The sequence below is a fragment of the Bacillus sp. JJ1122 genome, from assembly GCF_036964885.1.
Taxonomy (GTDB): domain Bacteria; phylum Bacillota; class Bacilli; order Bacillales; family Cytobacillaceae; genus Mesobacillus.
Genome location: NZ_JBALQL010000006.1, coordinates 369,008 through 393,381, shown reverse-complemented (window position 1 = coordinate 393,381; position 24,374 = coordinate 369,008). Strand labels below are relative to the sequence as shown.

Annotated in this window: 21 protein-coding genes and 1 pseudogene; 18 read left to right on the top strand and 4 right to left on the bottom strand. The window is 41.9% G+C overall.

Going from position 1 to position 24,374, the window contains the following annotated elements; translation table 11 throughout:
• Nucleotides 1-25 precede the first annotated feature (25 nt).
• The 10 genes from V7201_RS05710 (at nucleotide 26) to V7201_RS05665 (ending at nucleotide 11,911) form a co-directional block, all read left to right on the top strand.
• Nucleotides 26-1,333, top strand: coding sequence for a dihydrolipoamide acetyltransferase family protein (locus V7201_RS05710; protein WP_335375815.1), 1,308 nt, complete (start codon nucleotides 26-28; stop codon nucleotides 1,331-1,333).
• Nucleotides 1,334-1,815: 482 nt separating this feature from the next.
• Nucleotides 1,816-3,783 carry a methylmalonyl-CoA mutase subunit beta gene (locus tag V7201_RS05705; protein ID WP_335375814.1) on the top strand — a complete coding sequence of 656 codons (1,968 nt, stop codon included), beginning with the start codon at nucleotides 1,816-1,818 and terminating at the stop codon, nucleotides 3,781-3,783.
• Complete coding sequence (gene scpA / locus V7201_RS05700) at nucleotides 3,770-5,950, top strand: methylmalonyl-CoA mutase (RefSeq protein WP_335375813.1); 2,181 nt, start codon at nucleotides 3,770-3,772, stop codon at nucleotides 5,948-5,950. The genes V7201_RS05705 and scpA overlap by 14 nt, the downstream gene beginning before the upstream one ends.
• The gene (meaB, locus tag V7201_RS05695) at nucleotides 5,950-7,083 is read left to right on the top strand and encodes a methylmalonyl Co-A mutase-associated GTPase MeaB (protein ID WP_335375812.1); all 1,134 of its coding nucleotides are present in this window, start codon (nucleotides 5,950-5,952) and stop codon (nucleotides 7,081-7,083) included. Before scpA ends, meaB begins: the two co-directional genes overlap by 1 nt.
• 216 nt (nucleotides 7,084-7,299) lie before the next feature.
• The gene (locus V7201_RS05690) at nucleotides 7,300-7,737 is read left to right on the top strand and encodes a BrxA/BrxB family bacilliredoxin (RefSeq protein ID WP_335375811.1); all 438 of its coding nucleotides are present in this window, start codon (nucleotides 7,300-7,302) and stop codon (nucleotides 7,735-7,737) included.
• Nucleotides 7,738-7,956: 219 nt separating this feature from the next.
• The gene (locus V7201_RS05685) at nucleotides 7,957-8,757 is read left to right on the top strand and encodes a transporter substrate-binding domain-containing protein (RefSeq protein WP_335375810.1); all 801 of its coding nucleotides are present in this window, start codon (nucleotides 7,957-7,959) and stop codon (nucleotides 8,755-8,757) included.
• Nucleotides 8,758-8,841: 84 nt separating this feature from the next.
• Complete coding sequence (locus V7201_RS05680; protein ID WP_335375809.1) at nucleotides 8,842-9,501, top strand: amino acid ABC transporter permease; 660 nt, start codon at nucleotides 8,842-8,844, stop codon at nucleotides 9,499-9,501.
• Nucleotides 9,494-10,216, top strand: a complete 723-nt coding sequence (locus tag V7201_RS05675; protein ID WP_335375808.1) for an amino acid ABC transporter ATP-binding protein — start codon at nucleotides 9,494-9,496, stop codon at nucleotides 10,214-10,216. The genes V7201_RS05680 and V7201_RS05675 overlap by 8 nt, the downstream gene beginning before the upstream one ends.
• A gap of 157 nt (nucleotides 10,217-10,373) precedes the next feature.
• Nucleotides 10,374-11,369 (top strand): aromatic acid exporter family protein, encoded by a 996-nt coding sequence (locus tag V7201_RS05670; protein WP_335375807.1) that lies wholly within the window; start codon nucleotides 10,374-10,376, stop codon nucleotides 11,367-11,369.
• A gap of 26 nt (nucleotides 11,370-11,395) precedes the next feature.
• Nucleotides 11,396-11,911, top strand: a complete 516-nt coding sequence (locus tag V7201_RS05665) for a L,D-transpeptidase (RefSeq protein ID WP_335375806.1) — start codon at nucleotides 11,396-11,398, stop codon at nucleotides 11,909-11,911.
• Nucleotides 11,912-11,966: 55 nt separating this feature from the next.
• On the opposite strand, the gene prli42 is transcribed toward V7201_RS05665, so the two are convergent.
• Nucleotides 11,967-12,062, bottom strand: coding sequence for a stressosome-associated protein Prli42 (prli42, locus tag V7201_RS05660; RefSeq protein WP_335375805.1), 96 nt, complete (start codon nucleotides 12,060-12,062; stop codon nucleotides 11,967-11,969).
• Between the two features lie 429 nt (nucleotides 12,063-12,491).
• On the opposite strand from prli42, the gene mce reads away from it, so the two are divergent.
• From mce to V7201_RS05640, 4 genes are all read left to right on the top strand, one after another.
• Nucleotides 12,492-12,914: a methylmalonyl-CoA epimerase gene (mce, locus tag V7201_RS05655; RefSeq protein WP_335375804.1), complete on the top strand. Its 423-nt coding sequence runs from the start codon at nucleotides 12,492-12,494 to the stop codon at nucleotides 12,912-12,914.
• Nucleotides 12,907-14,457, top strand: coding sequence for an acyl-CoA carboxylase subunit beta (locus V7201_RS05650; protein ID WP_335375803.1), 1,551 nt, complete (start codon nucleotides 12,907-12,909; stop codon nucleotides 14,455-14,457). Before mce ends, V7201_RS05650 begins: the two co-directional genes overlap by 8 nt.
• 74 nt (nucleotides 14,458-14,531) lie before the next feature.
• Nucleotides 14,532-15,653 (top strand): tripeptidase T, encoded by a 1,122-nt coding sequence (locus tag V7201_RS05645; protein WP_335375802.1) that lies wholly within the window; start codon nucleotides 14,532-14,534, stop codon nucleotides 15,651-15,653.
• Nucleotides 15,654-15,782: 129 nt separating this feature from the next.
• Entirely contained in the window at nucleotides 15,783-16,265 is a 483-nt protein-coding gene (locus V7201_RS05640; RefSeq protein ID WP_335375801.1) for a chemotaxis protein CheW, read from the top strand.
• Between the two features lie 72 nt (nucleotides 16,266-16,337).
• On the opposite strand, the gene V7201_RS23160 is transcribed toward V7201_RS05640, so the two are convergent.
• On the bottom strand, nucleotides 16,338-17,153 hold the full coding sequence (locus V7201_RS23160; protein WP_438825017.1) for a methyl-accepting chemotaxis protein: 816 nt from the start codon (nucleotides 17,151-17,153) through the stop codon (nucleotides 16,338-16,340).
• 126 nt (nucleotides 17,154-17,279) lie between these two features.
• A pseudogene (locus V7201_RS23155) lies at nucleotides 17,280-17,432 on the bottom strand (HAMP domain-containing protein); the annotation flags it as partial.
• Between the two features lie 965 nt (nucleotides 17,433-18,397).
• Between V7201_RS23155 and V7201_RS05630 the strand changes: the two are divergent.
• The 3 genes from V7201_RS05630 to V7201_RS05620 all read left to right on the top strand — a co-directional run bounded on the left by V7201_RS05630 (nucleotide 18,398) and on the right by V7201_RS05620 (nucleotide 21,612).
• Nucleotides 18,398-19,690, top strand: coding sequence for a DNA polymerase IV (locus tag V7201_RS05630; RefSeq protein WP_335375799.1), 1,293 nt, complete (start codon nucleotides 18,398-18,400; stop codon nucleotides 19,688-19,690).
• 135 nt (nucleotides 19,691-19,825) lie between these two features.
• Complete coding sequence (gene gndA / locus V7201_RS05625) at nucleotides 19,826-21,235, top strand: NADP-dependent phosphogluconate dehydrogenase (RefSeq protein WP_335375798.1); 1,410 nt, start codon at nucleotides 19,826-19,828, stop codon at nucleotides 21,233-21,235.
• Nucleotides 21,236-21,405: 170 nt separating this feature from the next.
• Nucleotides 21,406-21,612 carry a zinc ribbon domain-containing protein gene (locus V7201_RS05620; RefSeq protein ID WP_335375797.1) on the top strand — a complete coding sequence of 69 codons (207 nt, stop codon included), beginning with the start codon at nucleotides 21,406-21,408 and terminating at the stop codon, nucleotides 21,610-21,612.
• 55 nt (nucleotides 21,613-21,667) lie between these two features.
• Here the strand turns inward: V7201_RS05620 and zwf are convergent, their stop codons facing one another.
• A complete protein-coding gene (zwf, locus tag V7201_RS05615; RefSeq protein ID WP_335375878.1) occupies nucleotides 21,668-23,134 on the bottom strand; it encodes a glucose-6-phosphate dehydrogenase in 1,467 nt (488 codons plus the stop codon).
• A gap of 306 nt (nucleotides 23,135-23,440) precedes the next feature.
• Here zwf and rnz point away from each other — a divergent pair, with 306 nt between their 5' ends.
• Nucleotides 23,441-24,373 carry a ribonuclease Z gene (gene rnz, locus V7201_RS05610; protein WP_335375796.1) on the top strand — a complete coding sequence of 311 codons (933 nt, stop codon included), beginning with the start codon at nucleotides 23,441-23,443 and terminating at the stop codon, nucleotides 24,371-24,373.
• Nucleotide 24,374 lies beyond the last annotated feature (1 nt).

The window sequence follows — 24,374 nt, the reverse complement described above, 5'->3', positions numbered from 1 at the left end:
ATGAGTCGGAGAAGGAGGGTCAACCTTGGCTATCGAACAAATCAAAATGCCCCAATTAGGCGAGAGTGTAACGGAAGGAACAATCAGCAAATGGCTTGTATCCGTTGGGGACAAAGTGAATAAATATGATCCGCTTGCAGAAGTGATGACTGATAAGGTCAATGCTGAAGTACCATCTTCATTTACTGGAACGATCAAGGAATTGATTGCAAGTGAAGGAGATACATTAGCTGTAGGGGAAATCATCTGCACGATCGAAATAGATGGAGGAGGCGCTGATAAAGCTCCTGAAACATCTGGAGAAGCAGTGTCTTCTTCTGGGGTTGCAGTTCAAGCACCTGATGTTGTGAATGAAGGAAGCAAAACTAGATATTCTCCAGCAGTGCTGAAACTTTCACAGGAAAATAACATCGATCTCTCCCAGGTTAAGGGCAGCGGTGCAGGAGGCAGGATTACTCGTAAGGATTTGCAGAAGATCATTGAGTCTGGCAATATTCCACAGGTATCTGCTGCCAAGCCAACTAAAAAATCAGAAGCTGCACCGGTTCAACCGGCTGCTTCACAGCCTTCAACCCAAGCTCAGCCAGCTGCAGTCCCATCCGCACCTGCTCCATCTGTCCCTGTAGCTGCAGGAGACATCGAAATACCGGTTACAGGAATCCGCAAAGCAATAGCGGCTAATATGCTTCGAAGCAAACATGAAGCGCCGCATGCCTGGACAATGGTTGAAGTGGATGTCACGAATCTGGTTGAATACAGAAATAACATTAAGGATGATTTCAAGAAAAAAGAAGGTTTCAATTTAACGTTCTTTGCCTTCTTTGTAAAAGCAGTTGCTCAGGCGCTCAAGGAATATCCTCAAATTAATTCCATGTGGGCTGGAGATAAGATCATCCAGAAAAAAGATATCAATATTTCAATTGCGGTTGCAACAGATGATGCCTTATTTGTGCCTGTTATCAAAAATGCAGACGAAAAAACAATCAAAGGTATCGCTCGTGAAATTACTGAGGTTGCCCAGAAAGTCCGAACTGGCAAACTCCGCTCAGACGACATGCAGGGCGGTACATTTACTGTCAATAATACTGGCTCTTTCGGTTCAGTCCAATCTATGGGAATCATCAACTATCCGCAGGCTGCAATCCTGCAGGTTGAATCCATCGTTAAGCGTCCAGTCGTAATGAACAATGGGATGATTGCTGTCAGAGATATGGTGAACCTATGTCTCTCACTTGATCATCGTGTACTTGATGGACTTGTTTGCGGCCGCTTCCTCCAGAGAGTAAAAGAAATTCTTGAGCATACTTCTAAAGAGACAACGTCAATTTATTAATAGCTCTTTTATAACCTTGGAATTTAGTGCGGGAATATTTTGAACAGCTATTAACAATATGGCTCTGTTAAAGACAATGTTGTTATTAAAAACAGTTGATTGTAGTGGAAGGCGCGAAGACTCCTCCGAAAATGCTAACGCATTTTCATCGAGCGTGGGCACATTCAAGGAAGCTATTCAGTGTCCTGCAGGCTTAGCTGGACAGGTGAGACCCCGCAGGAGCGAAGCGACGAGGAGGCTCAGCGCCAGCCCCGCGNNCCCCGCGGAAAGCGAAGCGTCTGGAACGAAAATCAACAGCCTCATTTAACAGAGACAACAATATAAAAGCCGCTGCCCAATATGCAGCGGCTTTTATATTGAGTTGCACTCGTTGCTAGAACAGCCATCGTGTACTAAAATAAAGAGGGAAAGAAAAATGTGAATTTTATTGCAATTTACGTATGAAGGGGGGCAGGCTGTCTAATAAAGTGGACAGTTGAATAATGACCATTGAAAACATGAAAGCTACGAATTTTAATAATGCTTCATTGGAAGATTGGCGGATAAAAGCGTTAGCATCGTTAAAAGGAAAACCAATCGATACTCTTTATACAAATACATACGAACAATTTATGCTCAAACCGCTCTATACACAGGAAGATATCAATGAGGATCCGATTGCTGATATTCCTGGGATGGGAGATTTCAGGCGTGGAAATGATCCACTAGGCTATCAGTCGAGACCATGGCAAATCGCGAACCGTTTAGCTTATACAAACCTAGAGGAACTGGAAGAAAAAATATCAGCTGCTCTAGCAAAAGGGCAAACAGCTGTCTCGTATGAAGTGAGACCGGAATTGTTTGCAGATAGCAATAAGTTAGTGTCTTTTTTTGAGAAATTCAAAAGTGATTATCCATTCAGCGTTGACGCCGGTTACCTTCAGGCGCCATTGCTTGCCGCTTTAATCCAAGCGAAAAATAAAGCTGAAATGGATATGGACATTACAGGCTTTGTCGCTGTTGATCCAGTTGCAGAAGCGAGTTTATCAGGAGCACTGCCAAAAGAAGAAGAACAGTTCTTTAGCGAGTGGTCAAGAAATCTAGAAGAAGCAAATAAACTTTTGCCTGGCTTGAAAACTGTTTTAGTGAACACTTCACCCTATCATAATAGCGGTGCTAATGCTGTTCAGGAACTTGCAATTGCCATTTCAACAGGTGTTTATATTCTGCAAAAGTTAATGGATCGTGGCTGGGAGCTGGAGAAAGCGTTATCAAAAATGGTCTTCCATTTTTCGATCGGATCCAATTTCTTTATGGAAACAGCAAAGCTAAGGGCTGCCCGCCTTTTATGGAATAAAACAGTTGAGGCATTTGGAGCAGGAGAACAAGAACGTAAAATAGAAATTTCAGCAGAGACATCTTTATTCACGAAAACCGTTTTTGATCCATACGTAAATATGCTTCGAATTGGCAATGAAGCATTTGCAGCTGTTCTTGGCGGAGTACAGTACCTTCGAACTGGAACATTCGATGAAGCTTTAGGGAATGGTGATACGTTTTCTGAGAGAGTGGCCAGAAATACACAGCTAATCCTGAAGTCCGAAGCGCATTTGGAAAAAGTTGCTGATCCTGCAGGTGGATCATGGTATATTGAATCTCTTACCAGGCAGCTCGCAGAAAAGGCATGGGAGTTTTTCCTCACAATTGACAGCAAGGGTGGAATGATGGAAGTCCTCAAAACTGGCTGGCTGCAGGAGCAGATCGACCAAATTGCTAAAGAGCGCGAAAAAGACATTTTTAAGCGCAAAAAAAGCATTATCGGAACCAATGTATATGCAAATCTCTCCGAACATTACAGTGAGCAGGCTAATGCAGAGATTGAAAGAGTCTTTAGCGATAAAACGCTGGCTGATTTCATGGCAATGTTCTCTGCTGGGGAACCTTTATCTAGTGGAATAGTACAATTGAAAACAACTAGAAATTTTAGCCCTTTAATACAGAAAAGGTTATCGGAACCATATGAAAAATTGCGATTCAGGGCAGAAAAACTCACAAATGTAACTGGTATGAAGCCTTCGATCGGTTTAATCTGTTTAGGGGAACTTAAAAAACATAAAGCAAGAGCAGATTTTATAACAGGATTGCTTGCCGCCGGCGGGATAGATTCTGTTAGAAGCGGTGAGCTTAAAGATTCTGAGGCTGTCATTGATTTTATTAACTCTAAGAATATTTCACAATATGTCATTAGCGGAGATGGTTCGGATTATGCAATACTCGGGCCTGAACTTGTAGGTGAGATAAAAAAACAGCATCCAGAAGCAAAGCTTTATTTAGCAGGTTTGCCTGATGGGAATGAAGCAGATTGGAAGGCAGCTGGGATTATAGACTGTATTCATCTAAGAAGCGATGCGTTTCAGATTCTATCTTCATTGCTTCATGATATGGAGGTGAGCTCACATGCAAAAGCCTGATTTTGCAAAAGTTAGATTGTTTGAGAATGAAAAGCCAGTAAACAAAGAGCAAATTGATCGTGAAATCAGCCAAACGATAGATGCTTTGTTATTCGAAACAAATGAACAAATTAAAGTGAAGCCAGTTTATACAAAAAAAGATATAAACGCTGCACAGCATCTTGACGGCAAACCTGGATTACCTCCGTATACGAGAGGACCGTATCCAGCCATGTACGTCAATCGTCCCTGGACTGTCCGGCAATATGCTGGATTCTCGACTGCCGAGGAAAGCAATGCTTTTTACAGGAGGAATCTTGCAATGGGGCAAAAGGGACTGTCCGTTGCTTTCGACCTGGCTACGCATCGCGGGTATGATTCTGACCATCCTCGTGTTGAGGGAGATGTCGGCAAGGCAGGAGTAGCGATCGATTCAATTTTGGATATGAAAATTTTATTCGATGGGATCCCTTTGGACCAAATGTCTGTTTCAATGACAATGAACGGGGCAGTATTGCCGATCATGGCATTTTTTATTGTTACAGCGGAAGAACAAGGAGTAACACAGGATAAATTGTCTGGAACCATCCAAAATGACATCCTCAAGGAATATATGGTGAGGAACACTTATATTTATCCTCCAGAAATGTCGATGAAAATTATTGCAGATATCTTTGAATATACGTCAAAGTACATGCCTAAATTCAATTCAATCAGTATCTCAGGCTATCATATGCAAGAAGCAGGAGCACCTGCTGATATCGAATTGGCTTACACCCTTGCGGATGGCTTAGAGTACGTGAGGACAGGGCTGAAGGCAGGAATTGATATTGATTCGTTCGCACCAAGGTTGTCATTTTTCTGGGCAATAGGCATGAATTATTTCATGGAAGTAGCCAAAATGAGAGCTGCCCGTTTCATCTGGGCAAAAATGATCAAAACCTTCAATCCTGAAAATGAGAAATCTATGGCGTTAAGAACTCATTCGCAAACATCCGGATGGAGCCTGACAGAACAGGATCCTTATAATAATGTCATCCGCACCTTGATTGAAGCGCATGCAGCTGCAATGGGCCATACACAATCGCTTCATACGAATGCACTGGATGAAGCAATTGCATTGCCAACTGATTTTTCTGCACGGATTGCTCGCAATACACAACTGTTTCTTCAGGAAGAAACCGGCATTACTAAAGTGATCGATCCATGGGCAGGCAGCTACTACGTCGAGAGCCTGACTGAATCGCTGATCGAACGTGCATGGAAGCATATTGAAGAAATTGAAAACCTTGGAGGCATGGCCAAAGCAATTGAAACAGGCCTTCCAAAAATGAGGATTGAAGAAGCGGCAGCCCGGCGCCAGGCACAAATCGATTCTGGAAAAGAAACGATCATCGGGGTCAATAAATATAAGCTTGATAAAGAAGATCCACTTGAAATCCTGGATATTGATAATACTGCTGTCCGGGCAAAACAAATCGATAGACTGAAGGAACTAAAAGAAAATCGTGATAATCAAAAAGTCGAAATCGCGTTGAAGGAACTTACAGATGCGGCCGAAAAAGGGAAGGGCAATCTCCTGGAACTGGCAGTAAAGGCAGCAAGGGTGCGTGCTTCTCTTGGAGAGATTTCCGATGCGATTGAAAAGGCAGCTGGCCGGCATAAAGCGATTATTCGGTCAATCAGCGGCGTTTACAGTTCTGCATTCACAAATGAAGAAGAAATAGCCGAAGTACAGCAAATGACAGATGAATTCCTTGGAAATGAAGGAAGAAGACCTCGTATTATGATTGCCAAAATGGGTCAGGATGGACACGACCGCGGTGCTAAAGTCATTTCAACCGCGTTTGCCGACCTGGGTTTTGATGTCGACATCGGTCCATTGTTCCAAACTCCTGAGGAAACGGCAATCCAGGCTGTCGAGAATGACGTCCATGCGATTGGAATCAGCTCCCTTGCAGCAGGACATAAAACGCTGCTTCCACTGCTAGTACAGGAATTGAAGAAGCTTGGGCGTGAAGATATTGTCGTCATAGTCGGCGGTGTTATCCCGGCACAGGATTATGAATTCCTGTATGAAAACGGCGCAAGTGCAATTTTTGGACCAGGCACTGTTATTCCAGCAGCGGCCCAGAAGGTTTTGAGAACAATCTATGATCGCCTGGGCTACGAGGAAGTGTCCGAATAATGGCAGACGAGAAAAAGCCTGAATGGTTCGATCCGGAAAAGGCAGATTTCTTTTCGAGTATAGTGAAGCCAGGAGTGACTGACATAGGAGTGCCTAGCAAGGTTAACACGGGAAAAACAGGGCGGTTCGTAAAAAAAAGCAGTGCTGCTAAGCTTGATCCCTCAAAGCTCGCCGACGAAATTAAAAGTGGAAGCAGAACTGCACTGGCAAAGGGAATCACCTTGATTGAAAGCAATGCAGAGCAAGATTTTCATGCAGGACAGTCTCTGCTGCAGCTGCTTCTGCCAGATACAGGTTCTGCGGTAAGAATAGGAATCACAGGTGTGCCGGGAGCTGGAAAAAGTACCTTTATTGAAAGCTTTGGAACCTATTTATGCAGCCTAGGGCACAAAGTTGCAGTCCTGGCTGTTGACCCAACTTCAAGTTTGACCGGAGGGAGCATCCTGGGGGACAAAACAAGGATGGAAAATCTTGCAAGGAATCCCCGGGCCTTCATCCGGCCTTCTCCTTCAGGAGGAAAGCTCGGTGGAGTCCATCGAAAAACCCGTGAAACAATGCTTGTTTGTGAAGCTGCAGGCTTTGATGTGATTTTAGTCGAAACTGTAGGGGTAGGCCAAAGTGAGGTAATTGTCAGGAATATGGTCGATTTCTTCATGCTCCTCGTTCTCACCGGTGCTGGCGATGAACTTCAAGGTATGAAGAAGGGAATAATGGAGCTGGCAGATGCTGTTATTGTTAATAAAGCAGATGGTCCAAATGAACAAATAGCAAGGAAGACGAAAGAAGAATATAACCGAATCCTCCATTTTCTACAGCCTGCCACAAAAGGCTGGGAGACAGTCGCTTTGACATGTTCCGCCTTGCATAACAAAGGCATTGAGGAGGTTTGGCATACCATTTCAAGCTTTGAGGGCAGTACAAAAGAAAGCGGCGCCTTTTCTGACCGTCGACGAAGCCAGGCAAAAGAGTGGCTGAACGATATGATTATTGACCAATTGCAGGCGAATTTCTTTCAACATCCAATGATAAAACTCATGCTCCCTAAGGTGGAAAATGAAGTCATTTCAGGGAGCAGGCCTGTAGCATCAGCTGTTGAAGAATTGTTCAATGCCTATTTCAATTCAACAAAATAGGCTGCCATAGCGGCGGACAGCCTATTTTTTTCAAAAAAAGTGGACAACGGTAATTATGCCGTTGTCCTTCATCTAGGGAGTTTAGGGGTATGGATCTAGCTGTATTGTTACATTTCCCTGAATACGGAAGAGTTAAACATACTTTGAAAATTTTTATTTAATTGTTATCATATAACCATGTACTTGATAGATTCCAGCAGAGGAGAGATAGTTTATATGAGCATGGATTTCAATTTTTTTATGAATGATGTAGTCCGTCAAGCACGCCAGGAAATAGTGGCAGCAGGATATTCAGAATTGACGACAGGAGAAGATGTAGAACAGGCATTAGCAAAAGAGGGAACAACACTTGTGATGGTCAATTCCGTGTGCGGATGTGCCGGTGGCATTGCACGCCCAGCTGCGGCGCATTCCCTTCATTACGATAAGCGTCCTGACCATCTAGTAACCGTTTTTGCTGGACAGGATAAAGAAGCAACTGAAAAAGCAAGAAGCTATTTCACAGGTTATCCTCCTTCTTCCCCATCTTTTGCCTTGCTGAAGGATGGAAAGTTAGTTACCATGATCGAGCGCCATGAGATTGAGGGACATGATCCTATGGCAGTGGTAAATAAACTTCAGAATGCATTTGAAGAATATTGTGAAGAAGTATAATTTAATTTTGAGAATCCCATACTATTTGGGGTTCTTTTTTTGTTTTTTAATTTTATATTTAAAAATATTATTGCATAAATATGAGTGTGTGTTAAAATGCATTATGTTGAATATTTATTATCAATAGATCTTACTTGAAAAGCTATAAGGTTTCAGATAATAATATATTTATTGATTTAAAAAATATAAAATTTTCTAAAAGTTATAGGAGGAAAACAAGTGAAAAAGGCATTATCTATTTTTATGATCAGTATTTTAATTATGGGCGTTTTGGCTGCTTGCGGCACATCATCAAAAGAAAAAGAAGAAAATGCAGGCGGCAACGGTGAAGAAAAGAAAGTATTAACAATGGGTACTTCAGCAGATTACCCTCCATTTGAATATGTTGAAACGGCTAAGAGTGATGAGATCATTGGTTTTGATATTGACCTTGCAAACTTGATTGCTGGTGAACTTGGCTATAAGGTTGAAGTTAAAGATATGGATTTCAATGGTCTAATTGGTGCAATTCAGGCTGACCGTGTTGATTTTGTTATGGCTGGTATGACGCCTACTAAAGAGCGTAAAGAAAGCGTGGATTTTTCAGATGTTTATTATACAGCTAAGCATATGATTGTTTCAGCTAAGGATAGCAACATCAAGTCAATTGATGATCTGAAGGATAAGACAGTCGGTGTTCAGTTAGCTTCTATCCAGGAAGACAAGGCAGAAGAAATTGGCGAAACAGTGAAAATTAAAGTAGAAAAGCGTACAAGAATCCCTGAATTGATTCAAGAAATCAAGGCAGGACGTATTGATGCAGCCATCATCGAAGATACTGTGGCAGAAGGCTACTTCAAGAACGATAAGGATCTTTCAGGTTTCACTATTGAAGAAGAAAGCGAAGAAGACGCAGGTTCAGCCATTGCTTTCCCTAAGGGAAGCAAGCTGACAGATGAATTTAATAAAGTACTTAAAGAAAAAATGGAAAATGGCGAAGTGGAAAAGCTAGTTGTTAAATGGTTTGGCGGAGAAAAGTAAGAATAAAAAACAGGCGTTCAGAATGGTTATGTCTTCTGGGCGCCTTTCTCCTTCATGAAATAGATAGAGAGGGTTGTTAATAATATGAATCTGGATTTTACCGCTATCCTCCCTTCATTGCCATATATTTTAAAGGGAATCGGCGTTACTCTTAAAATTGTATTGGTTGCAGGCCTGCTTGGTTTTGCATTTGGCATCATCCTAGCCATATTCAAAATCAGTTCATCAAAGGCTTTGAATTGGTTTGCTGATCTTTATACTTCGATTTTTCGGGGTACTCCGCTCATCCTGCAGCTGATGATTATTTATTATGGGGCACCACAAATAATCGGCTTCGAAATCGCCGCTTATACAGCAGCAGTCGTTTCATTTTCTTTAAACTCAGGGGCATATATTTCTGAAATTATCCGCGCGGGAATTTTAGCTGTAGATAAAGGTCAGAAGGAAGCAGCCATGGCACTAGGCGTTCCTAACAAACGAATGATGTGGGATATCATCTTGCCTCAGGCGATGAAGAATATCCTGCCAGCATTGATGAATGAATTCATTACCCTTACAAAGGAATCTGCGATTGTTACGGTCATCGCAGTAGATGATATTATGCGCAGATCCTATATTGTCGGCGGCGAGCAGTACAGATTTTTCGAGCCGTTGATCTTTGCGGGCCTCATTTATTATCTAATGGTTATCTCCTTGACATTTATCGGCAAGGCAGTTGAAAGGAGAATGAGACAAAGTGATTAAAGTACAAAATCTTCATAAATCTTTTGGCAAGCTGGAAGTTTTGAAGGGCATAACTACTGCTATTGAAAACGGCGAAGTAGTTGCGATCATTGGGCCTTCAGGATCAGGGAAATCAACCTTCCTCCGCTGCATGAACTTGCTTGAACAGCCAACTAGCGGCCAAGTGTTTATTGGCTCGGAGGACGTAACCGACAAGAAAACAAATATCAAGAAAGTCCGAGAAAATGTTGGAATGGTATTTCAGCACTTTCACTTGTTCCCCCATATGACGGTGCTGCAGAACGTGACATATGCACCAATCAAAGTGAAGGGCATGTCAAAGGAGGAGGCTGATAAGCACGGTCTAGCACTCCTCGATAAGGTCGGACTCTCCGAAAAGTCAAATGAATATCCAAACAGACTTTCAGGAGGCCAGAAGCAGCGTGTAGCGATTGCACGCGCGCTGGCAATGAACCCTGAAGTGATGCTTTTTGATGAACCAACCTCTGCACTTGACCCGGAAATGGTAAAAGAGGTACTTGAGGTTATGAAGTCCCTTGCTCATACGGGTATGACAATGGCAATTGTCACACATGAGATGGGATTTGCCCGTGAAGTTGCGGACAGAGTATTGTTCCTTGATGGCGGTGTGCTGGTTGAGGATGCTCCGCCTGCAGAATTTTTTGGCAGTCCTAAAAGCGAGAGAGCAAAAGTGTTCCTTGAAAAAATGCTCTAGAAAGCAAGCGTTGCTTTTGTAATGCTTTGCCTTTCTGCTAAACTAGAGGGTGACCATATCTTATAAGGTATGGTCATCTTTTTGTTTTCTTATGTCTGGGTCAGGATAAGGCCCAGTGTAATTGCCGCTTAAGCATTCTGTATTAGGAGAAATAAAGGTGAAATTTAGAATTGGCTACCGCACATTAAAAACAGCGCTGGGCACAGCAGCATCCATTATGATTGCCCAGTATCTCGGATTCGGGAATTTTGTATCTGCAGGGATTTTGACGATCCTTTGCATCCAGGTTACTAAGAAACGGTCACTTCAGGCATCTTGGCATCGGTTCCTGGCCTGTATCATCGCTATGATTTTTTCCGCCATTTTCTTTGAAGGGATTATGTACCATCCGCTTGTCATTGGGCTGCTATTGCTCTTTTTTATTCCGACTGTCGTAGTGGCTGGCGCCAAAGAAGGTGTCGTATCCAGCAGTGTCATCATCATGCATATTTATTCGGCTGGAAATGTAACTTCCGGTTTGCTTTTGAATGAACTTGGAATTATCACGATTGGCATCGGGGTTGCCTTGATAATGAATTTATACATGCCCAGCGTTGATAATAAACTTGAAGAATACCAGCGGGATATAGAAAGACATTTCAAGAAAATTTTCAGCGAATTCGCCATCTACATAAAGAATAATGACAGCAGCTGGGATGGCAGAGAATTGACCGAAACAGCAAGATTGATTGAGAAGGCAAAGGCACTTGCGCTTCTGGATGTGGAAAATAATTTTTTAAGAGATGAAAATTTATATTATCAATATTTTAGAATCAGGGAAAAACAATTCGAAATTATTGAACGGGTGTTGCCCTCAATTACTTCCATTCCACGACAGGTCGAACAAGGAACCATGGTAGCGGAGTTTGTTGAGACTCTTTCAAAAGGCATCAATCCTGGGAATACAGTATTATTCCATCTTGAAAAGCTGATGAGGATGAAGGCTGAATTTGAGAATATGGAACTTCCAAAAACGAGAGAGGAATTTGAGTCGCGTGCAGCACTGCTGCATTTTGTCAACGAGATGGAGCAGTTCCTTTTATTGAAAAGGTCCTTCAAGGGATTAAAGACAAGTCACAATGGGCATGAAAAGGAACCATCCGGGGCAAACTAACAGAAATAAACAACGGAGGGAATATTATGCCAGGGTTTATTTCTATATTGCTAGCTGCCATTGTCTTTTCTCCAATTTGGCCGCTTGGACCAAATCCCTTGCCAGGAGATCCATTTGTGATCGTGAATAAGCAGACAAATGAAGTAGCGCTAATTAATGAGAATAGAGTCCAGACGATTGTTTCAGCCGCGACAGGAAAAACTGAAGATTTAACTCCAGAAGGACTTTTTACAGTGACAGTCAAGGCGCAAAACCCATATTACCGCAAAAAAGATATCCCTGGGGGAAATCCGGAAAACCCTCTCGGCAGCAGATGGATTGGTTTTGATGCTGAGAATACCGACGGAAGAACCTATGGAATTCATGGAACAAATGACCCCTCAAGCATAGGCAAAAAAATATCCCAGGGATGCGTACGTATCCAAAATGAAGCTGTTGCATCATTATATGAATACATTCCTTTAGGAACAAAAATACTCATTACATCCTCCTCCAAAAGTTTTCTGGATCTTGGTAAGGAGCAGGGAGCTATAAGCAAATAAAAAAGGACTGTCATCTGACAGTCCTTAAATTTTTATATGGTTTAAAAATAGAAATTTATAGGAATGTTGACAGGCCCATAAGAAGGGTTGAAGCGAGCATAGTTAAAAGCATGATATAGACTACTACCTTCCTGGTATTCGGTTTACGCATGAAAAATTCCCCCTTCCTTTGCTTTTGTCCTCTTCTTATTTTACATCCCATTGAGGAAATCAACAACTTTTTTTCTAATCCAAGCTATTGAGCCTAAAGCGGTAATTGGATTCTTGGTCAAGTAGAGTGACTTCTGACCAAATTGGTGAACTAACTTCAGAAAAGGTCATGTCGAGATGTTCTATGTTTCAGTGATAGAACTCCAGAAAATGTTCCGAAATGAGGATTCTATTTGCGACCAATGCTGTTATTTATGATAGTGTGAAAAATATAGATAAAGGATATTGATTATACCTATCCTTAATATTATGCCAATCCCATATTCTCTAATCAATCTAAAAACCATATTTAAATAAGAAGGATTTGTGACATTTATATCGAATATTAAAATGATTAAATATATTCGAATAGTAATAGGAGGGATATCACATGATTAAAAAGGTCGACCATATTGGAATTGCTGTCAAATCTCTTGAGCATGCCCTCCCATTTTATACAGATGTGCTGAAGCTGCCATTGATTGGGATTGAGGAAGTAGACAGCGAAAAGGTAAAAGTAGCATTTCTTAAAGCAGGGGAAACCAAGCTGGAACTTTTGGAACCGGTTTCAGAGGAAAGCGCGATTGCCAAATTCATTGAAAAACGAGGAGAAGGCATCCATCATGTTGCTTTAGGTGTGGAATCCATCCAGGAAAGAATTAAGGACATGAAGGAAAATGGCATCAGAATGATACAGGATGTTCCCAAAAAGGGAGCAGGAGGCGCACTGGTTGCTTTTATGCACCCAAAATCAACCGGAAGCATTCTTTACGAATTATGTGAGAAAGACAGGGAGGCTGACAAAAATGCCTGATATATATGAAAAGATCAATGAACTATACGATCGCCGCAGGGAAATCGAGCTAGGTGGCGGAGATGAGCGGATTGAAAAGCAGCATGAAAAAGGCAAGCTGACTGCACGTGAAAGGATTGAGCTGCTGGTTGATCCTGGAACCTTTGTGGAATTGAATCCGTTCATCCAGCATCGCAGCACTGATTTTGGACTGGAAAACCAAAAAGGCCCTGGGGATGGTGTTGTAACAGGTTATGGGAAAGTGAACGGCCGTCCAATCTATTTGTTCTCTCAGGACTTCACTGTATTTGGTGGAGCACTTGGTGAAATGCATGCAAAAAAAATTGCGAATGTAATGGACTTGGCTGCTAAAAACGGAGCGCCATTTGTTGGCCTGAATGATTCCGGTGGAGCTAGAATTCAGGAAGGTGTTGTATCTCTTGATGGATATGGACAGATTTTTTATCGTAATTCAATCTATTCAGGAGTCATTCCGCAAATTTCTGTCATTATGGGTCCATGCGCAGGCGGAGCGGTATACTCTCCGGCAATCACGGATTTTGTGTTCATGGTCGAGAAAACAAGCCAAATGTTCATCACAGGTCCAAAGGTTATTGAAACTGTGACGGGGGAAAAAATTTCCGCGGAGGATCTTGGCGGAGCAATAGTGCATAATACAATCAGCGGGAATGCTCATTTCCATGGACAATCCGAAGAAGAAACACTAGAGCAGGTTCGACTTCTGTTAAGCTATTTGCCGCAAAGCTATGAAGAAAAGCCGCCTCGTCTTGAAGCCGATTCCAAGGATGATTACCGTCCGGATTTAACTGATGTAGTCCCTTTTGATGCCGTCAGACCATATGATGTCCGAAAGGTAATTGAACAGGTGGTTGATAATGGAAGTTTTCTAGAGATACAGAAGGATTTTGCAAAAAATATTGTCATAGGACTAGCCCGGATCAAAGGGGAGGTAGTCGGGCTCGTTTGTAATCAGCCAAAGGTGATGGCAGGCGGACTGGATATCGATTCATCTGACAAGGCATCAAGGTTTATCCGTTTCTGTGATTCATTCAACATCCCGATCATTACATTTGAAGATGTTACTGGATTCTTCCCTGGAATTAAGCAGGAGCACGGCGGAATTATTCGCCATGGTGCGAAAATCCTTTATGCGTATTCAGAAGCAACGGTTCCTAAGCTTACGGTCATTTTACGAAAAGCTTATGGCGGTGCTTATGTGGCTCTTAATAGTAAGTCAATTGGTGCTGATCTTGTTTTTGCATGGCCAAATGCCGAAATAGCTGTTATGGGTCCACAAGGGGCAGCGAATATCATTTTTGCAAAGGAAATCCAAAATAGTGAGAATCCTGAACAGACAAGGCAGCAGAAAATTGATGAGTACCGTGAAAAATTCGCTAATCCTTATGTGGCTGCAAGCCAGGGCATGGTGGATGATGTTATCGATCCGCGGGATACAAGGATTAAGCTGATACAGGCGCTTGAAATGCTGCGCACTAAGAAAGAGGACAGGCCGGGCAAGAAACATGGAAATATCCCGCTCTAATCTTTTGTATTTGCTGTTGTAATTCATTTAACGGTATACTCAAATAGTATATACATAATTGGAGGTCGGCTTAGATGATAAATAACGAACGTTTATTAAATGAGTTCTTGGAGCTAGTCCAAATTGACTCTGAAACGAAATACGAAACAGAAATCGCCAGCGTCCTGAAGCAGAAATTCACTGATTTAGGACTTGAGGTAATCGAGGATGACACTACAGCAGTGACAGGACATGGAGCAGGTAACCTGATTTGTACATTGAATGGCACAAAGGAGGGAGTAGATACGATCTACTTTACTTCGCATATGGATACGGTCATTCCTGCCAAAGGCGTGAAGCCTTCCATTAAGGACGGTTATGTAGTCACTGATGGAACAACGATTCTTGGTGCTGATGATAAGACAGGCCTTGCAGTCATGCTTGAAACGATAAAGGTTTTAAAGGAACAATCAATCGAGCATGGAACAATCCAGTTCATCATTACGGTTGGTGAAGAATCAGGACTTGTGGGAGCAAAAGCTCTTGATCGATCTTTGGTAAAAGCAAAATACGGATATGCTCTTGATAGTGATGGCAAGGTAGGCAATATTATCGTTGCAGCCCCAACTCAAGCAAAAGTTGCCGCTGTCATTCATGGAAAAACAGCTCATGCAGGGGTTGCTCCTGAAAAGGGTGTTTCCGCCATTACGATTGCTGCAAAGGCTGTTGCAAGAATGCCTTTAGGTCGAATCGACGAGGAAACTACTGCGAATATTGGCCGTTTCCAGGGTGGAACTCAAACGAATATCGTATGTGACCATGTTGAAATACTTGCCGAAGCTCGTTCGTTGATTCCTGAAAAGATGGAAGCTCAGGTCAAAAAAATGAAGGAAGCATTTGAATCTGCTGCACAAGAAATGGGCGGCAAAGCGGATGTCGATGTTCAAGTGATGTATCCTGGATTTAAATTTGGCGAAGGAGATCTTGTCGTTGAACTGGCAAGAAAAGCCGCAGCTAAAATCGGCAGAAGCTGTGAGTTGCTGCACAGCGGCGGCGGCAGTGATGCTAACGTAATTGCAGGTTTTGGCATTCCGACTGTTAACCTTGCTGTAGGCTACGAAGAAATTCACACAACAAATGAAAGAATGCCGATCGAAGAGCTAGAAAAGCTTGGAGAAATGGTCATTGCTTTAATTCAAGAAGTGGCTGCACAATAAGACTTAAAAGGGCTTCCAACATGGAAGTCCTTTTGTTGTAATTTCCAATTGCTACTTACTCTTGCAGGAATAAAATGTTATATTGTTGATAGAGTAATAGACAGAAATCTTACAAAGGGTGTGAACTCTATGGCTGAAACCAATAAGACGGTAATTTTTCAGGCAGGAAATGAAGAGTATGCTTTCCCAATCCTCTATGTCATTTCGATAGAGAAGCTTGATGGAATAACAGCGATTCCTCATATGCCGGATTATGTCACAGGGATTACTAAGGTTAGGGGCGACTTGATTCCTGTAATTGACTTAGAAAAAGTCCTTTATGGCCGTGATATTCAAGTTGATGAAAAAACTAGACTGATTGTATTGCAGACAGCTGATATTTCAATTGGCACTTTAGTTAGGGATGCTAAGGAAATTCTGGAGATTCCAGCTGAAAATCTGAAGCAGCCAGGACTGATTGCCTATCAAAAAACGAAATTCATTACAGGTATTGCTAATTTTGATAAACGTATGATCATGGTCATAGACCCGGAAACGCTGATACAGTCACTTGAAGGTATTAAGGAAATCAAGGAATATATGCAAAAAGAGAAGCATGAATTACAAAATTAAGAAAATGTTTTTTAGCTTTAATTGGATACAAACAAGGCTGGTTCAATGTGAACCAGCCTTGTTTGTATTTTTCTATAACTTGAAGCTTGAAAAAGATTTTCGCAAATCCTCTGCCATGCTGGAAAGTTTACCTGATGATTCCAAAAGCTCCTGCATTGTTGCGTTTTGTTCTTCTGTTGTGGCAGCAACCTGTTCAAGGAATTGTGCAGACTTTGATGATGCGGTGATCACTTCAGTGGCTGATTGAGCCATAAACTCCATTTTTTCATTCGCGTTTACAACTGCTTCGCTTACATGGTTTCCTTTCATGCTTACTTCTTCAATCGAATCTGCGATTTCAGTAAAAGTAATCGCCACTTTTTCCACAAGTTCATTTCCTTTCAATACGGTCGCCTGGCTTTCATCCATAACATTTACGGCCTGGTTTGTTTCCTTCCCAGTCTGTTCAAGAATATTGCGGATGCTTTCAGCCGCTCCTGCTGATTGTTCAGCGAGCTTGCGGACTTCCTGTGCAACGACGCCAAATCCCTTACCATGTTCACCTGCACGGGCTGCTTCAATTGCTGCGTTGAGTGCAAGCAAGTTTGTCTGATTAGAGATATCAGTAATAATCTCTATAATTCTATGGATTTCCTGAGAATTATTCTTCAGGGAATGAATCACATTCGATAATTCGTTTACTTTTTCATTAATCATATCCATCTGTTCGGTAACGCTGAATGCATACTTTTTGCCCTGCTCAATTTTCTCCTTCGATACCGATGTAGTATAAAGAGTTTCTTTAAGTGATCCAGTAACCTCTAATAGCTGTGAAGAAACATTTTCGACGGCATTATTTGTACGTTCCGATATTTTCACTTGTTCCTCAGATGCAGATGCAACTTGCATAATTGAAGAGGTGATCTCGTTATTCGCTTCAGTCGTTGCTTCTGCATTAAGCTTTAAATTTCTCGACATTTCATTAACCTGGTCAGAAGATGACAGGATGCTGGAGATTGATGCCTTTAGGTTTCCGGACAATTGGTTCATAGCGGCAATAATCTGGCCAACCTCATCCTTGCTTTTAGCATCTAGTACCTTTACATTCAATTCGCCGGCAGCAAGCTTCTTGCAATAAGCTACCACATCTTTTAGGCCCCTGCTTATGTTTCGGGATACAAAGTACATAGCAATCGACGAGATGACAAATGCTATGATCATAATGATAAATGTATTTTGGACCATGGATGCGATCGAGGAATGAGTTTCCTTCATGATTTTCGTTCGATCATCAAGAATGATAGTTCTTAGGGAATTCAGTTTATCGATATTCATATCCCGAATGGTCTCAGCTTTATTGGCAAGGCTGATTTGAGTGAAGATATCAACTTGTTCGCCTTTTTGTTTGAAATCTTCTACAGTAGCCAATATTTCTTCTTCCCATACTTTGTCCATATGTTTGTCCGTATTGATAATTGCATTATATAAAGCTTTTTCTTCCTCGGATTTAACATTTGATTTCAACTTTCCTGCAGACGCATTGAAATTGTCCGATTCCTTCTTATAGATTGCCAGCAATTCTGGTTTTGGTTCAGTTATGTAATCTGTAATAATAATATACTTTTGCCGGAAAGAGGAACCCATATCGCTAATCATGATGGCATAATCGCTTTTATCCTCAGCCTGGTCGATAGCTCCTGCCAGATTATTAAGCACTGTCGATAGATAGACAAAGCTGCCTAGAAAAATCACCATTATAAAGATAAAAACGCTTCCATACTTCTTTCCGATAGACCAATGCTGCATAAATATTCCCCCGTCTTAGCATAAATGACATTTAAAAATATTACCTGTGTATGTATTTATATCGGCATTTACATTAAGTTCTTTAATTTTTTCATATTTTTTCACATAAAATTCACAACCGTTGTCCTCTTTTATGCAAGAACAATTCTATTGAAAAATCTTTTCGCAGAGCGGTGTACAATCTTCATGGTGCAGACGATCTTTTAAAAGTGAGATGGAAGGTCATAAAAATGAGTCATTATCATGATCTGTCCAGTTAGGAATGACAGCTGCATGATCATCTTTCAGGTATTGCTCATGCTTTTTTGATAAAATGAGAGGGAACGTATATTTGGGAAGTGGCTGACATGAAAGAGATGTATCCAAAACAAGGCAGGGTTATTTTACATGTTGATATGAATAGTTTCTATGCTTCGGTTGAAATGGCATATGATCCAGACTTAAAGGGGAAACCGCTCGCGATTGCTGGGAATCCTGAGGAACGCCGGGGGATTATTGTAACCTGCAGCTATGAGGCGAGAAAATTCGGCGTCAGGACAACCATGCCCTTATGGGAGGCAAAGAAGCTATGCCCTAACTTGATCATAAAAAAACCGAATTTCGAACGCTATCGATCAGCCTCTGCTGCCATGTTTGATTTGTTGCGTCAATATACCGAGCTCGTAGAGCCTGTCTCAATTGATGAAGGCTATATGGATATCACAGACTGTTCCGACCTTGGTTCTCCACTGCAGATTGCAGAAAGCATTCAGAAGAGGATTCTAGAGCAGTTAGATCTTCCATGCAGTATTGGGATAGCTCCTAATAAATTTCTCGCTAAGACTGCTTCCGATATGAAAAAACCCATGGGTATCACGGTTTTAAGAAAACGTGACATTCCAAGGATTCTCTGGCCGCTGGAGGTAGGAGAGATGCATGGTGTAGGAAGCAAAACTGCGGACAAACTAAAAAATATCGGAATCAACACAATTGGCGGCTTGGCTGAGGCAAATGACATTCAGCTGAAAGGTCTGCTTGGAATTAACGGAATAAGGCTGAAGGAACGAGCTAAAGGTCAGGATAATCGGATAGTCGACCCAGATTCAGTCTATGATTTTAAAAGTATTGGAAATTCTACGACCTTGCCGAGAGATGTATCAAACCAGGTGGAACTTTTGAAGGTGCTGGAAAGGCTTTCTGAACAAGTAGCGGCCAGGATGAAGCGAAAGGAAGCCGTGGCAACGAATATAAGTGTCATGATCCGTTTTAAGGACAGAAAGACGATTACGCGGAGCCAGAAGCTCCAAAATCCTGTGTCTAAAAAGGATGAAATTGCTGCTGCCTCCAAAACGCTGTTCCTTAAGCATTGGAACGGGGACCCGGTAAGACTGTTGGGCATTACTGGCACTGACCTTCTTGAAGCGAATCAAGCAGTGAAACAGCTGGACCTTTTCTCATTTGAGCAGGATGCAAGGAAAGAGCCGCTGATTAATACGATGAGCCTGTTGAGAGAGAAATATGGCAAAAGCATTATTGAGAGTGCTGGTTCACAAATTAAAAATAAATTTTCTGAAGTAAATAAAGGAACAGATACAAGCTTTAATAAAGATTTCCTGCAGGACCGCAGGCTGCAGGACAATGAAGAGAGAAAAGATAAATAGAATGTTTATCCGACAGCAGTTCAGTCAAAATAAATAAGGGCACAGACCTGAATATTTGCAACCCAAATCTATCATTGCTAAATTATAGAGTATGCATTTAAAAACCTGGTTTTAGACAGAAGGGAAGTTGGAAAAATGTCAAAGCAACAAATCGGAGTTATTGGCCTTGCAGTCATGGGCAAGAACCTGGCGATGAATATTGAAAGCAGAGGCTATTCTGTATCCGTTTATAATCGTTCTAGAGAGAAAACGGATGAAATGCTGGCTGAAACAAAAGGAAAAAATCTCGTCGGTACCTACACGATTGAAGAATTTGTCCAATCACTTGAAAAGCCCCGCAAGATTTTACTTATGGTCAAAGCTGGAGCAGCTACAGATGCGACTATTGAACAGTTGAAGCCATACCTTGAAAAAGGCGATATCATCATTGATGGAGGCAATACATTTTTTGCCGATACACAACGTCGAAACCAGGAATTGAGTGAGTTAGGCCTTCACTTCATCGGAACAGGCGTATCCGGCGGCGAGGAAGGGGCTCTGCATGGCCCGTCCATCATGCCTGGAGGACAGAAGGAAGCCTATGATTTAGTTGCTCCGATTTTCCAGGACATTTCTGCTAAAGTCAATGGGGAAGCATGTACAACATATATCGGTCCGGATGGAGCAGGCCATTATGTGAAAATGGTCCACAATGGCATCGAGTACGGAGATATGCAATTAATATCCGAATCGTATTTTATGCTAAAGCATGTTCTTGGTCTCAGTGCAGAAGAGTTGCATCAAGTATTTTCCGATTGGAACAAAGGCGAGTTGGATAGCTATCTAATCGAAATTACTGCTGACATATTTACTAAGAAGGATGAAGAAACAGGAAAACCTCTAGTTGATGTGATTTTGGATACTGCCGGACAAAAGGGCACTGGCAAATGGACGAGCCAGAGTGCGCTTGACCTTGGTGTCCCTCTGCCAATCATCACTGAATCTGTTTTTGCCCGCTTTATTTCAGCGATGAAGCAAGAGCGAGTTGAAGCAAGCAAGGTGCTGACTGGACCAGAAGCAAAACCTTTTGAAGGCGACCGTGAAGCCTTCATTGAATCTATTCGCAAAGCATTATATTTAAGTAAGATTTGCTCATATGCCCAGGGTTTTGCACAAATGAGAGCAGCATCTGAAGAATACAACTGGAATTTGAGCTATGGTGAAATTGCCATGATTTTCCGAGGAGGCTGCATCATAAGGGCGCAATTCCTCCAAAAAATAAAGGAAGCATATGACCGCGATCCAGGTTTGAAAAACCTGCTGCTTGATCCGTATTTCAAGGAAATTGCCCAAAGCTATCAGCAGTCACTCCGTGAAATTATCTCTGCTGCAGTGCTGAACGGTATTCCGGTTCCTAGCTTCTCTGCAGCACTGTCCTACTTTGACAGCTACAGAACCGAAACCCTGCCTGCAAACCTGATTCAGGCGCAGCGAGACTACTTCGGTGCGCATACGTATCAGCGTATTGATAAAGAAGGCATCTTCCATACAGAATGGATGGAATAATAAAGGAAAGAGGCTGACTTAATAGGTCGATTAAATTCGACCTTTTAGTCGCCTCTTTTTTTTATGTTGTCAGTTCTATTTTGCTTATTTAAAGTTCATACTAAATAAAATGAAACCAAATACTTCCAAAACCGTATGTAATATAAATCGTAAAAAGGGAGATGTGAAAGATGAGCGAAAGTGGCTGTGTAAAATGCGGGAGCAGGGATGCAGGGGAAAAGGAAGTTGCCATGACCGGTACTGGATTGTCCAAGATGTTCGATTTACAACATAATCAATTCGTGGTCGTGTACTGCAGGAATTGTGGGTATTCGGAGTTTTATAATAAACAGGCATCGGCAGGGTCCAATATTCTTGATTTGTTTTTCGGAGGATGAGCAGATAAAAAATCCCGCTTGCAGCTTCGGCAGGCGGGATTTTATTATTCTTTGATTAACACTTCTCAACATCGATTTCAGTAACAGGCCACCAGAAGAATCCATCTTTTTCAAGCAGCTGATCTGCTGCGTCTGGACCCATAGTGCCAGATGCATAGTTAGGGAAGGCTTGCTCTTTTGTGTTTTCCCAAACATCTGAAATGTTATCGACAAAGCTCCAGGAAAGCGCAACTTCATCCCAATGGGTAAAGTTAGTAGCGTCTCCGCGAAGTGAATCGAATAACAGCTTTTCGTATGCTTCAGGAGTATTAAGGCCGTCAATGCCCTTATTTGCATAGTTCAGTTTTACCGGTGTTGCATCTGTTCCCTGACCGGATTTTTTTGCGTTCAGGTGAAGCGTAATTCCTTCTTCAGGCTGGATGTGAATCACTAAAAGATTAGGATTTACAGTTTTTTCCGGACGATAGTATAAATCCATTGGAATATCTTTGAATTGAATCACAATTTTTGTAGACTTAGCTGTCATTCTTTTACCTGTACGGATGTAAAATGGCACCCCAGCCCAGCGGAAATTATCTATCATTAATTTGCCGGCAACAAAAGTTTCCGTGTTTGATTCAGGATCGACCATTTCTTCGTTGCGATAAGCTGGTACTTCTCCTCCGTTCATCTGGCCTTTATCATATTGACCGCGAACAAAGTATTCATTTACTTCCTCACCCTTCACTGGACGAAGGGCACGGAACACTCTAACTTTCTCAGATCGGATTTCATCTGTTGTTAATTTGATAGGGGGCTCCATTGCAAGCAATGAAACCATTTGCAGCATATGATTCTGGACCATGTCCCTCAACGCGCCGCTTTTTTCGTAATAGCGTCCTCGTTCTTCAACACCAAGCGTTTCGCTTGAAGTAACTTGTATATTTGAAATGTAGCGATTATTCCATAGCGGTTCAAACATTGCATTGGCAAATCGGATGACTTCGATGTTCTGGACCATTTCCTTTCCAAGATAATGGTCAATACGGTAAATTTCATTTTCCGAGAATGCAGTACGGATTTGTTTGTTTAAAACCTTTGCTGACTCAAGGTCATGTCCAAATGGTTTTTCAATTACGAGACGTTTAAATCCTGAAACATCTGTAAGCTTGTCCTTCTTTAAATGCTCTGCAATTGTTCCAAAGAACTCAGGCGCCATCGCAAGATAGAAGATTCTGTTTCCATTAAGTCCGTAGTGGCTGTCCATTTCTTCAGCAAGCTTTCCAAGAGCTACATAGGAGCTGGAATCAGTGACATCATGGGAATGATAATAGAATTTAGATGCGAATTCCTCGATATTCTTTGCTGATTCATGATTTTCTTGTACAGATTCTTTAACCTTCTGCTGGAATTCCTCATTTGATAGTGAACGTCTGGCGACACCAATTACTGCGAACTTATCCAATTTTCCTTTTTCAAACAAATTGTATAGGGAAGGGAACAATTTACGGTTCGCAAGGTCTCCCGTAGCCCCGAAGATCATGATTAAAGCAGTTGGTTTATCAGTGTGTGTCACAATATAGGACCTCTCTTTATATGAATTTACTCAATATGTATAAAAACACTTTACAAGTATAAAATTTTATCGGTTTCGTGAACAATTAGCAACTGTTTGAACTGTAATTAGTTTCTTCCAAATGACTGGAACTATGCCTATTGTGTTAACTAATCAGATTTGCCTTATATGGTATATTGAACAAACCACTGTCTCTTGTGATATATTGGAAGGAACAAAGAATTGACCAGGCTGAGTACCAGCGGGCTTTTTGCATGAAAGGCGGTTTTAAAAATGGATGTTTTTTTTCTTGGGACTGGGGCAGGCGTTCCTGCTAAACTGAGGAATGTGACTTCAATCGCGTTAAAATTACTCGAGGAAAGAGGAGCAGTCTGGCTATTTGACTGTGGAGAAGCTACACAGCATCAAATATTACATACTAGCATTAAACCGCGCAGGATTGAAAAAATTTTCATTACCCATTTGCATGGGGACCACATTTACGGGCTACCAGGATTACTCTCAAGCCGTTCATTCCAAGGCGGAGAATCAATGGTAACAGTTTATGGTCCAGCAGGAATTAAGGAATTTATCGAAGTATCACTGAAAATTAGCAAATCCTACTTGAAATACCCAATTGAGATCATCGAGATTGAGGAAGGACTTATATTTGAAGACGATCAATTCACTGTAGAAGCCAGGCTCCTTGAGCATGGAATTGCTTCATATGGGTATAGAGTTGTGGAGAAGGACCGTCCTGGGACCCTTCTCGCCGAAAAGCTTGCCGCTGCGGGAGTCAAGCCAGGTCCAGACTACAAAAAAATCAAGAACGGTGAAGAAGTCATTTTGGAAGATGGAAGAGTCATTCAACCTGAAGAATTTGTTGGACCGCTCCAAAAAGGCAGGATTGTGACGATCTTGGGTGACACGAGAGTCTGCGAGAATGCTGTTCTCCTCGCAGAAAACGCAGATTTACTGATACACGAAGCTACTTTTTCAGCGGACGAAAAAGCTCTTGCGCATGAATATTTTCATTCTACAACTCTGCAGGCAGCTGATACTGCTCTCAAAGCCAGGGCAAAAAAGCTGTGCCTCACACACATCAGCTCACGATATGACCGCAACGACTGGAAGCAGCTTGAGGCGGAGGCGGGGAAGGCATTTTTAAATACGGTCATATCTGAGGATTTTATGGAAATCGGCATCTCCTTAAGACTGACTGATTAAA